Genomic DNA, 10,425 nt, shown 5'->3' with positions numbered 1-10,425 from the left:
CCCGCCGCGGTCGCGCTGGTGCCGCCCGCTGTCAGCCGGCGACGACGACCCGCTCGTTGGGCACGCAATGCGTCATGACCAGGCCGGTCACCTCGCGCGGGCCGTTCTTCCCGAGGTTGGCGGCGCGCTGCTGCTCCTCGTCGGTGAGGGTCTGCGACTGCAGCGGCGGCAGGCCACGGACGTCGTCCGCGGTGATGCCCAGCGCCTCACCGACGCGCTGACCCCACTCGTCCTCGCACATGAAGAAGTGCCAGACCATCCGCTCCTGGATCTCGCGGCGGCACTGCTGCAGCGCCCCGGCCAGGTTGGCCACCAGGTCGTCCTTCTCCCACTGCTCGCTCAGCAGGTAGCGCTCACCGGCCTGCTGGTAGTCGTTGGTGCGCGGGATCCGCTTGCGGGTGAGCCGGCCGTTGACGACCGGGCCCTGCTCGTCGTGCGTGGGGTAGGTGGCCTCACGCAGGCCGCCGGTGATCGACGGCTCGTAGTTGACGTGCGGGTTCCCGCCCACGTCGTCGCGGCCGTGGGACATCGGACCGCCCTGCTGGTTGGTGTTCACCGGCACCTTGGGGCGGTTCACCGGCAGCTGCAGGTAGTTCGGGCCGACGCGGTAGCGCTGGGTGTCGGAGTAGGAGAACGTCCGGCCGACGAGCATCTTGTCGTCGGAGAAGTCCAGCCCGTCGACCAGCACGCCGGTGCCGAAGGCGATCTGCTCGTTCTCGCTGAAGTTGTCCTCGGGCATCCGGTCCAGGGTCATCGTGCCGACCTTGCGGAGCGGGAAGACCTCCTCCGGCCACACCTTGGTGTCGTCGAGCGGGTCGAAGTCCAGTTCGGGGTGCTCGTCGTCGCTCATGAGCTGGACGTGCAGCTCCCACGACGGGAAGTCGCCGGCCGCGATCGAGTCGTAGAGGTCCTTGGTGTGCGCGCCGAGGGTCTGCGCCTGCACCGTGGCGCCGTCCTCGGCGGTGTAGGACTTCACCCCCTGCTTCGGCAGCCAGTGGTACTTGACCAGGACCGTCTCGCCCTGGGCGTTGACCCATTTGTAGGTGTTCACGCCGAAGCCCTGCATGTGCCGGTAGGAGGCCGGCAGGCCACGGGGGCTGAAGACGAGGGAGACCATGTGCATGGCCTCCGGGGTCTGGCTGAAGAAGTCGAACGCCCGCTCGGCGACGTTCGCCTCGAAGGTCACCGGGTCCGGCTTCTGGGAGTGGATGAAGTCGGGGAACTTGATGGCGTCCCGGATGAAGAAGACGCCCAGGTTGTTGCCGACGAGGTCCCAGTTGCCGTCCTCGGTGTAGAACTTCACGGCGAAGCCGCGCGGGTCGCGGGCCATCTCCGAGGAGTCGCGGCCACCGGCCACCGTCGAGAACCGCAGCGCGACGTCGGTGCGCGTGCCCTTCTCCTGGAACAGCCTGGCGCGGGTGTACCGGCTGATCGGCTCGTCGCCCACGGTGCCGTCGGCCTCGAACCAGCCGTAGGCGGTCACGCCGCGGGCGTGCACCACGCGCTCCGGGATCCGCTCCCGGTCGAAGTGGCTGATCTTCTCGAGGAACTGGTAGTTCTCCAGGGTGGCGGGGCCACGGGCGCCCACCGTCCGCTGGTTCTGGTTGTCGTAGACCGGGTGGCCCTGGCGGTTGGTCAGGACGGGCTTGCCGGCCTGGCTGGGCGCCGTGCCCTGCGATGCGACGTCGGTCATGCTCCTGCTCCTCCTCGGATCCCGTGCTCCTCGAGCTGCACGGGTTCGGCGGCGTCCGCGACCTGGCGGTCGCGGTCCTGACATGCCCGGCACAGCCCCCAGAACACGACCTCGGCCTCGTCGACGACGAAGCCGGCCGCGTCCGAGGGGGCCAGGCAGGGGGCCGCGCCCAGGACGCAGTCGACATCCGCGACCGCGCCGCACGAGCGGCAGACCAGGTGGTGGTGGTTGTCGCCCACCCGCAGCTCGAACAGCGCGGGCGCACCCGCGGGCTCGATGCGGCGGGCGATCCCCGCGGCGACGAACGCCTCGAGCACGCCGTAGACCGCCTGCGGGGACAGCGACGGGTGCAGCTCGCGGGCGCCGGTCAGGATCGTCCCGGCGTCCGCGTGCGGACGGTCGGCCAGCACGCTCAGCACCGACAGGCGGGGGCGCGTCACGCGCAGCCCCGCCTCCCGCAGCTGGTGCGCCCAGGTCGTCTCCACGGGTCCATCCAACGCCCTTGTCTTGAGTGAGTCAAGAAAAGGAAGGGTGCTGCCCCGCTCACGCCGCGGGCAGGGGGGCGCGCGCGGCGCCGGCGACGTCGAACAGGTCGCCGTACTCCTCCACGCGGACCAGCACCTGGTCGGTCGTGAACCGCAGCTCGGCCGGGTCGAGCGAGCCGTCGCGCACGGCGTCCACCTCGTCCCAGCCGATCGGCGTGGAGACCGTCGCCCCCGCCCGGGCCCGCAGCGAGTAGGGCGCCACCGTCGTCTTGGCCGGGTTGTTCTGGCTCCAGTCGATGAGCACCTTGCCCGGGCGCAGGGCCTTCTCCATCCGCCAGACGACGTCGCCCGGGGTCTCGGCCGACAGCTCCTGCGCCAGCTTCTTCGCGTACCGGCTGGGGTGCTCGCGGTCGGCCGGCGTCTCGATCGGCGCGTAGACCTGCATGCCCTTGGAGCCGGAGGTCTTCACCACCGGGTCCAGGCCGTCGGCCTCGAGCCGGGCGCCGAGCCGTTCGGCCACCTCGCAGCACTCGGCGATGCCGGTCTCCGGGCCCGGGTCGAGGTCGAGCACGAGCAGGTCGGGCAGCTGCGGCTCCCCCGCGTCGTCCACCCGCCACTGCGGCACGTGCACCTCCAGCGCCGCGAGGTTCGCCGCCCAGGCCAGGTCGGGGACGTCGGCCAGCAGCACCATGTCCAGCGTCTCGCGCCCCCGCGAGCTGCCGGGGCTGGGCAGCCGCACCCCGCGGACCCAGTCGGGGGCGTGCCGGGCGCTGTTCTTCTCGAAGAAGGCCTGCCCCTCCACGCCGTCGGGCCACCGGGTGAAGGTGACCGGCCGGCCGGCCACGTGCGGCAGCAGCACCGGCGCGATGCGCACGTAGTAGTCGATGACCTGCGCCTTGGTGAAGCCGACCTCGGGGAAGAGCACCTTCTCCAGGTTCGACACCGCGAGCCGCCGGCCGGCGATCTCCACGAGCTGCTTGGCGGGGCTCACGGTGCACCCGGTCCGCTGCCGCTGCGCGCTCCGGTCACGACTCCCTCACCACGTCGTCGGGCTCCAGGTCGTCGCGCACCCCGCGCCAGACCGGGTGCCGCAACCGCCCCTCCGCCGTCCACACCGCGTAGGCGACCTCCCCGACGAGGTCGGGCTCCACCCACTGCGCGTCCCGGGTGACCTCGCGGGGCAGGGCGCCGTCGAAGGGTGGGGTGCGGCGGGGGGTGAGCAGACGCTGCAGGTCGTGCAGGTCCTGGTCGCCGAAGCCGGTGCCCACGTGCCCGACGTAGACCAGCCGGCCGTCGCCGTCCGGCACGCCGACGAGCAGCGAGCCGATGGTGCCCGCGCGCCGGCCCTGGCCAGGCCGCCAGCCGCCGACGACGACCGACTGGGTGAGGAAGTTCTTGGCCTTGCGCCAGTCGGGGCTGCGGACCCCTTCCCGGTACGGGGAGCGCAGCCGCTTGGCGACGATCCCCTCGAGGCCGTTCTCCTCGCTGGCCGCCAGCACCTCCGCGCCGGAGCCGGCGAACCAGGGAGTCAGCACCCAGCGGCCGCCGGCCGGGGCGAGCTCGTCCAGGAGCTCCCGCCGCTCGGCGTAGGGGCGCCCGCGCAGGTCGACGCCGTCGAGGGCGAGCAGGTCGAACACCAGGTAGCTCACCGGCGCCGCCGCCGCCAGGCGCGGCACCTCCGGCCCGGTGCGGTGCATGCGGTTCTGCAGCGCGCCGAAGTCCGGCCTCCCCCGGGCGTCCATCAGCACCACCTCACCGTCGACGACGGCGTCGCGAGCGGCCAGCGCATCCGGGAGCCGGCCGACCTCCGGGTAGCGGACGGTGATGTCGGAGCCCTTGCGCGAGGAGAGGGTCAGCCGCCCGTCGCACACCCCGGCGACCGCCCGCACGCCGTCCCACTTGAACTCGAAGCCCCAGCCGCCGTCGTCGGCGGGCAGCTCTCCCGGCACGGCCAGCATCGGCAGCGGGAGGCCGGCCGGCTCGGGCGCCGCCACCTCAGGCGCTGCGGCGGGCCCGCTTGGCCGGTGGCTTGTCGCCGCCGGCGGCCCGCGCGGTCGTCTTCTTCGCCGGGCCGGCCACCGCCTTCTCCGGGGCCGCCTTCTTCGGGGCCGCCTTCTTCGCCGCGGCCTTCTTCGCCGGCGCCTTCTCCACCGGCTCGTCGTCGGCGGTCTTCCGCGGTGCGGCCTTCCGCGCGGACGTCGCCTTCGTCGCCGGCGCCTCCGCGGCGCCGTCGTCCGCGGCACCACCCCGGGCACGCTCGACGCTGCGGCGCAGCGCGCTCATCAGGTCGACGACGGCGGCGCCCTCGTCCGGGACCTCCGCGGGCTGGGCCACCTCGCCGCCGCTCTGCTTGGCCTCCAGCAATGCGGTCATGGCCTCGCGGTAGTCGTCGGTGAACTGCGAGGGGTCGAACCCGGTGGTCATCGAGCCGATGAGGGCCTCGGCCATCGTCAGCTCCTGCGGCCGCACCGAGATGTCCTCGTCGAGGAAGCCGAAGTCGGGACGCCGGATCTCGTCCGGCCAGCGCATGGTGTGCAGCACCAGGACGCCGTCGCGCACCCGCAGCGCCGCCAGGGACTCCCGCTGCCGCAGGGCGATCTTGGTGATCGCCACCTGGCCGGCGTTCTCCAGCGCGTCGCGCAGCAGGACGTAGGGGCGCGCCGCGGGGCCGTCGGGCTCGAGGTAGTAGGTCTTCTCGAACATGATCGGGTCGATCTCGCCCTGGTCGACGAACTCGAGCACCTCGATCTCGCGGCGGGTGCTCAGCGGCAGCTCGTCGAAGTCCGCGTCGGTGAGGATGACGACCTCGCCGCTGGGCAGTTCGTAGCCCTTGGCGATGTCGGCGTACTCCAGCTCCTCGCCGTCGATCGAGCACACCCGCCGGTACTTCACCCGGCCCCCGTCGGCCGCATGCACCTGGTGGAAGCGGATGTCCTTGTCCTCGGTGGCCGAGTACAGCTTCACGCCGATGCTGACCAGGCCGAACGACACGGCGCCGCGCCAGATCGATCGCATGCCGAGCCTCCCTCGCACCCGTTCCGCCGGGCGGTCCCCGGCCCGCAGCCGGGTCAAGATCGCAGGATAGGTCCGCAGCGCCCTCCGCGGCAGCGCGAACGACGCGCCGGGTCCCCCCGACGAGCGACCGCCGAGGCGTCAGACCGGCTCGGCCGGCCCGTCCCCCGTCGGCGCGAGCGCCCCGTTCTGGATCGAGTCGTACACGAACTGCAGGACGTCGGAGCCGGCCACGGTGGTCATCGTCAGGGCGGCCAGCCGGGTGGCGCGCGGGGCCGTCACGTACCCGAAGACGAAGGCCGTGCCCACCCACTGGGCCAGGCAGAACGGGCAAGTCAGCAGCTCCCCCACGGCATGCTTCACCCCGCCGTGCTCCCGCACCTCCTCCTCGATCTCCGCGGGGCCCGAGGCGCCCTGGAAAGCGGTGAACGGCGCCCGGATCGGGGCGGTCACCGGGTCCTTGGCCAGCCGGCGGGCGAGCCGGAAGGTCGCGATGGTGAGCAACGCGGCATCGCCGAAGGGAATCCGCTCGGGCAGCTGGCGGCCCGACGCGCGCACCGCCACAGCCCCGGCCGCCACCAGGCTCGAGTACACGCCCATCGCGCCGAGGGAGCCGCCCAGCGGCCGGGGCTCCCCATGGGTGTACTCGCGCTTCTGGGTCCGTGCCCACCGGCGGAGGGGGGCGCCGACCCGCTGCACCTCGTCTGCGATCGCCATGGCCCCCCGCTACCCGGCCGGCGCACGACCATGCCGCCCCCGTCGCCGCAGTGCGGCGACGCACACCGGCGCATGGCCGCCGGGCGCCCGGGTAGGGCGGTGGTCCGACGCCGGTCCCCCGACCGGCGCGGCGTCCCCCGTGCGACGCCGGCGAGAACCACGAGCGCACCCGCGCAGAGACGGAGGCACCGCATGACGCAGCCCGAGGGCCAGACCGCGCGCGACGTCTTCCCCGAGGACGACGGCATCCCCGAGGTGGCGCAGGACGACTCCCCCACCATGGACCGCGCCGAGGACCCGCAGTTCGAGCCGCTGCCCGGTGAGCGGCCGACCGCCACCACGGACTTCGGCACCACGGCCCGCGAGCAGTCCGACGGCGAGCCGCTGACCGAGCGGCTGGAGCGAGAGCTGCCCGACGACGCGCTCGACGTCCGGCCGGCCGAGGACCCGGACCGCGCCGACGCCCAGCTGGAGCAGGACACCTCGACCACCCCCGACAGCGACTCGGGCACCAACCGCACCGCCGACGACGTCGAGGCCACCGCGGACCTGCCCGTGGGCGGCGAGGGCCCCGAGGAGTCCGCCGTCCACGTCACCGACGGCTGAGCCGCTCCCCCCGCACGCACCGCCGACCCACCCCCCTGTGCCCCGACCGGGTGCGCTCCGGGGGGGTGGGTTGGCGCGCGCCCGGCCGGTTGTCTACGTTGGGTCAGCGGTTCAGCAGGCAGCCGCGACGTGCTGGACCAGGTGGTCCGGTGCGCGACACGTTCGACCACCGCGAGCCGGGGGCCCGGGTCCCCGGCGCCGCAGAGCGGTAGATTGTCCGGGCGGCCCGTCGCCCGGGTCCGCCGAGAGGAGCCACTGTCCGTGACCACTTCCGACCTGCCCGCCGAGGGGCAGCCCGACGTGTCGACCGAGGGCACCGAGGCACCCTTCGACGACGTGATCACGCTGTCGACCTCCACCGACGAGGACGGCGCTGTCACGGTCACGGTCGTCGGCGAGGTGGACACCTTCACCGCTCCCGTGCTCCGTTCGACCCTGGACAGCCAGCTCGAGCAGCAGCCGCGTGAACTGGTGATCGACCTGTCCGGCGTCCAGTTCCTGGGCTCGGCCGGTCTCGCCGTCCTCGTCGAGACGCAGAAGTCCGCCCGCAGCCGCGAGGTCGCCCTGCGGCTGATCGCCACCACGCGCGCCGTCACGCGGCCGCTCGAGGTGACCGGCCTGATCGACCTCTTCACCATCGCCGACGCCCGCTGACGGCCACGTTCCTCTCACCCTCGAGGTGAGCGTCGGGACCAGGTCCTCGACGAAGGCCCCGCTCCGCACCGCGGAACGGGGCCTTCGTCGTCCTCAGTCCGAGAGCAGCCGGCAGACGGCCTGCTCGAGCACCTTCTGGGTGTCCCGGTCGGCGTCCGCCTCGTCGGCCTCGACCAGAGCCTCGGCGACGGTCTCCCCGTGCTCGAACCGGTCGACGACGCGGGGGTCGACGTAGCTGGCCTTGCAGACCGCCGGCGTGTTCCCGAGCTGCTCGCTGACCCGCTTGTAGGCAGCGGTGACGATCTTTTTCCGGGCGGTCTTCGACGCCGGCGGGGGCGCCTCGGCCAGGGCGGCTGCCATCATCACCGTGGCGTTCCAGGTGCGGAAGTCCTTGGCCGTGATGTCGGCGCCGCTCAGTTCCTTGAGGAAGGCGTTGATCTCGTCGCTGGTGACGTCCTTCCAGCCGTCGTCGGTCGAGTAGGCGAGCAGGTCATCGCCGGTGTCGTCCGGCCGCTCGAGCAGCTGGCGGACCACGGTCGCCGTGGGTCGGTCGACGATCTCCACCTCGCGTTCGATGCCGCCCTTGGCGGTGTACCGGAAGAACGTCTTCTCCCCGCGCACGGTCACGTGCTCCCGGCGCAGGGTGGCCAGCCCGTAGGTGCCGTTCTCCTCCGCGTACTCCTCGCTGCCGATGCGAAAGGTGCCCAGGTCGAGCAGCCGCAGCGCGCAGGCCAGCACCCGCTCCCGGTTCGGCCCACGGGTGCGCAGGGCGGCGGTCACCGCGTCACGGACGTCCGGCAGCTGGCGGGCGATCTCCAGCACCCGCTCGTGCTTCTCCGCGTCGCGCCGGGCACGCCACTCGTCGTGGTAGCGGTACTGCCGGCGCCCGGCGGCGTCCACGCCGGTCGCCTGGATGTGCCCGTTGGGCCACGGGCAGATCCAGACGTCCTTCCAGGCGGGCGGGACCGCCAGCGCCCGGAGCCGGTCCAGCCGGTCGTCCCTGATGAGGCTGCCGTCGGTGTCGTGGTAGGCGAAGCCCCGTCCGGCCCTGCGGCGTCGGTAGCCGGGGCCGTGCACGTCGCTGCGCCGCAGTCTCACGGGCGGTCCATGGGCACCGCGGGCGTTCCGCAAACCCCGCGGTACGCAGTGTCACACCTCAGCAGAGGTCGACCAGCCCGTCGATGCCGCTGATTTCGAGCACGTGCCGGGTCACGCCGCCCTCGGGGGCGAGCACCACCAGGCGCCACGACTCGTCGCGGGCGATGCGCGCCATGGCCAGCACGACGCGGACCGCCGCGCTGCTGAACAGGCCGACCTCGCAGAGGTCGAGCTCCATCGGGGTGGCACCGCCGTGGCTGGCCTCCAGCATCCGGATGCGCAGCTGCTCCGCGGCGGTGGCGTCGATCACGCCACCGGCCCGCACGACCGGGCGCGGGCCCTCGCGGTCGACCACCACGTCGGCGCCCTCGACGACGCGGTGCGGGTCGGCCTCCTCGTCCGGGGTCCGCCGCAACCGGAAGCTCAGCGTCACCGTCGTCCCGTGGTCCTCGGCGAGGGTCACGCCGTCGACCAACTGCCGCATGATGAGCAGCCCGCGCCCCCGGTCGCCGGGATCGCGGTCCGGTGGGCGCCAGGTGCCCTCGTCGTGCACCGTCACGGTGAGGACGCCGTCGACGTCGACCTGGGCGGTCACCGACATGGATCCGGGCTCCACCCCCCGGTAGGCGTGCTCGGCGGCATTGGCGCAGGCCTCACCCACCGCGACCATCACGCCCACCCGGTCCTGCTCCCCCATGCCGAGCTCGGTCAGCCAGGCGTTGAGCCGGCGGCGCACCCCGGGCAGCGCCGCCGGCACCGCCACCAGGTCCAGCCGGAGGGCCTCGTGGGTGGTCGCCCGCCGGTGGGCGACCAGGACGGCGACGTCGTCCAGCCAGCCGTGCGGCCGGCGCACCCCCTCGGCGATCGCCCCGGCGAGCCCGGCCGCCGCCTCGACGTCGAGGGAGCCGGGCTCGTCCAGCACCGCGCGCGCGGCCGCGCCCAGCCGCTCCAGCGCCTCGGCGGGCGGCTCGTCGAGGCCGACGACCGCCCCGTTGGAGAAGAGCACGAGCGTGGCGCCCTGGGCCAGCTGAGCCTCGTGCACGGGGGCGGGCGCCCCGGGCAGGCTGCCGAGCGGGGGCCGGGGGGTCACGGCCAGGAAGGTGCTGCTCCCGTCCGCGTGCACCACGAGCGGGGCCGGGTGCCCGGCCGCGCTGTAGACCACGCGGCCGGTGGCGGCGTCGAGCACGCCGTAGAACACCGACGTGCCCTCGACGTCGTCCATCTGGGCCGCGAACGCGTCCAGCGCGCCGAGCACCGCCGCCGGCTCCGGGTCGCCGAGCAGGGTGGAGCGCAGCGCGCCGCGCAGCCGGCTCATCGCACCGGCCGCGGCCACCCCGTGCCCCACGGCGTCGCCCACCACCAGGGCGACCCTGCCCTTGCCCAGCGGCACGGCGTCGTACCAGTCGCCACCGGCCGCGGAGAGCTCGGTCGCGCGGTGGTAGCTGCCGGAGAGCGCGACGTCGGGGAGCATCGGCAGCGACGGCGGCAGCAGCGCCTGCTGCGCCCGGTGGACGTCGTCGGCGGCGAGCGCCTCGATGACGAGCAGCGCGCCCGGCCGTCCGCCGACCGCCATGGGCCGCACCGTGGCCGTCGCCATCGGCCCCTCGGTCCCGAGGGGGCCGCTGAGGGTCTCGGTCTGGCCGGCGCGCAGGGCGGCGTCGACCAGGTCGGCCAGCGGGCGGCCGGAGAGCTCGGGCAGACCGCCGCGGCGCACCTCCAGCCCGCGGGCGCGGGCGTTGGCCCACAGCGGCCGGTCCGCGTCGGCGGCGAGGCAGAACAGCGCGTCCGGCGAGGTCTCCATGGCAGCGAGCAGCACGGCGGAACCCTCGTCCAGGGCGCCGTCGGCGGGAGGTGGCAGACTGCCGGAACCGGTGCTCATCTCCGGCCAGCAAACAGCAGGGTCCAGGAGGCGGCAACCGCGTGCCCGGGGGGCGGAACCCGTGGTCCGGGCCACGTTTCGCGGTCGTCGCCGTCCGGGTAGGCAGCAGCCTTGTGCACCGACCGGGACGCCGGTCCGCGCCCCCACCGGAGGCCGGACCACCCGGCACGTAGGACCGCCGCGACTCGAGGGTCGAGCGCGCCGGGAACGAAGGAGCGGACGACGGATGGTCGACTCGAGGGGCCCCCTCGCGCAGGACGGACGGCGCGCGGAGCGACTGG

At 73.9% G+C, this 10,425-nt stretch carries 10 protein-coding genes; 2 read left to right on the top strand and 8 right to left on the bottom strand.

The features are described from left to right. Positions 1-31: 31 nt before the first annotated feature. From QOZ88_RS22140 to QOZ88_RS22115, 6 genes are all read right to left on the bottom strand, one after another. Complete coding sequence (locus tag QOZ88_RS22140) at positions 32-1,693, bottom strand: catalase (RefSeq protein WP_306001850.1); 1,662 nt, start codon at positions 1,691-1,693, stop codon at positions 32-34. Next, a complete protein-coding gene (locus tag QOZ88_RS22135; RefSeq protein ID WP_306001849.1) occupies positions 1,690-2,178 on the bottom strand; it encodes a Fur family transcriptional regulator in 489 nt (162 codons plus the stop codon). The genes QOZ88_RS22140 and QOZ88_RS22135 overlap by 4 nt, the downstream gene beginning before the upstream one ends. 58 nt (positions 2,179-2,236) lie before the next feature. Beyond that, the gene (gene ligD / locus QOZ88_RS22130; protein ID WP_306001848.1) at positions 2,237-3,169 is read right to left on the bottom strand and encodes a non-homologous end-joining DNA ligase; all 933 of its coding nucleotides are present in this window, start codon (positions 3,167-3,169) and stop codon (positions 2,237-2,239) included. A 34-nt stretch (positions 3,170-3,203) separates the two neighbouring features. Beyond that, positions 3,204-4,172 (bottom strand): non-homologous end-joining DNA ligase, encoded by a 969-nt coding sequence (ligD, locus tag QOZ88_RS22125; protein ID WP_306001847.1) that lies wholly within the window; start codon positions 4,170-4,172, stop codon positions 3,204-3,206. A gap of 1 nt (position 4,173) precedes the next feature. Continuing rightward, positions 4,174-5,193: a non-homologous end joining protein Ku gene (gene ku, locus QOZ88_RS22120; protein WP_306001846.1), complete on the bottom strand. Its 1,020-nt coding sequence runs from the start codon at positions 5,191-5,193 to the stop codon at positions 4,174-4,176. A 138-nt stretch (positions 5,194-5,331) separates the two neighbouring features. Further along, complete coding sequence (locus tag QOZ88_RS22115; protein WP_091933849.1) at positions 5,332-5,907, bottom strand: DUF1360 domain-containing protein; 576 nt, start codon at positions 5,905-5,907, stop codon at positions 5,332-5,334. A gap of 192 nt (positions 5,908-6,099) precedes the next feature. Here QOZ88_RS22115 and QOZ88_RS22110 point away from each other — a divergent pair, with 192 nt between their 5' ends. Next, positions 6,100-6,513 carry a hypothetical protein gene (locus QOZ88_RS22110; RefSeq protein ID WP_306001845.1) on the top strand — a complete coding sequence of 138 codons (414 nt, stop codon included), beginning with the start codon at positions 6,100-6,102 and terminating at the stop codon, positions 6,511-6,513. A gap of 261 nt (positions 6,514-6,774) precedes the next feature. Beyond that, positions 6,775-7,167 (top strand): STAS domain-containing protein, encoded by a 393-nt coding sequence (locus QOZ88_RS22105; protein ID WP_091933845.1) that lies wholly within the window; start codon positions 6,775-6,777, stop codon positions 7,165-7,167. Between the two features lie 93 nt (positions 7,168-7,260). Here QOZ88_RS22105 and QOZ88_RS22100 read toward each other — a convergent pair whose 3' ends face one another. After that, the gene (locus QOZ88_RS22100) at positions 7,261-8,265 is read right to left on the bottom strand and encodes a DNA topoisomerase IB (RefSeq protein WP_306001844.1); all 1,005 of its coding nucleotides are present in this window, start codon (positions 8,263-8,265) and stop codon (positions 7,261-7,263) included. Positions 8,266-8,323: 58 nt separating this feature from the next. After that, complete coding sequence (locus QOZ88_RS22095; RefSeq protein WP_306001843.1) at positions 8,324-10,144, bottom strand: SpoIIE family protein phosphatase; 1,821 nt, start codon at positions 10,142-10,144, stop codon at positions 8,324-8,326. Between the last annotated feature and the right edge of the window lie 281 nt (positions 10,145-10,425).

The sequence above is a fragment of the Blastococcus carthaginiensis genome (genome assembly GCF_030731085.1).
Classification (GTDB): Bacteria; Actinomycetota; Actinomycetes; order Mycobacteriales; family Geodermatophilaceae; genus Blastococcus; species Blastococcus carthaginiensis.
This window is presented reverse-complemented; position numbering and strand designations above follow the sequence as displayed.

What these genes read in the sequence shown, in the direction of transcription:
- QOZ88_RS22110 (WP_306001845.1), top strand. Translation starts at nt 6,100, where the DNA reads ATGACGCAGCCCGAGGGCCAGACCGCGCGCGACGTCTTCCCCGAGGAC.
- ku (WP_306001846.1), bottom strand. Translation starts at nt 5,193, where the DNA reads ATGCGATCGATCTGGCGCGGCGCCGTGTCGTTCGGCCTGGTCAGCATC.
- QOZ88_RS22095 (WP_306001843.1), bottom strand. Translation starts at nt 10,144, where the DNA reads ATGAGCACCGGTTCCGGCAGTCTGCCACCTCCCGCCGACGGCGCCCTG.
- QOZ88_RS22140 (WP_306001850.1), bottom strand. Translation starts at nt 1,693, where the DNA reads ATGACCGACGTCGCATCGCAGGGCACGGCGCCCAGCCAGGCCGGCAAG.
- QOZ88_RS22115 (WP_091933849.1), bottom strand. Translation starts at nt 5,907, where the DNA reads ATGGCGATCGCAGACGAGGTGCAGCGGGTCGGCGCCCCCCTCCGCCGG.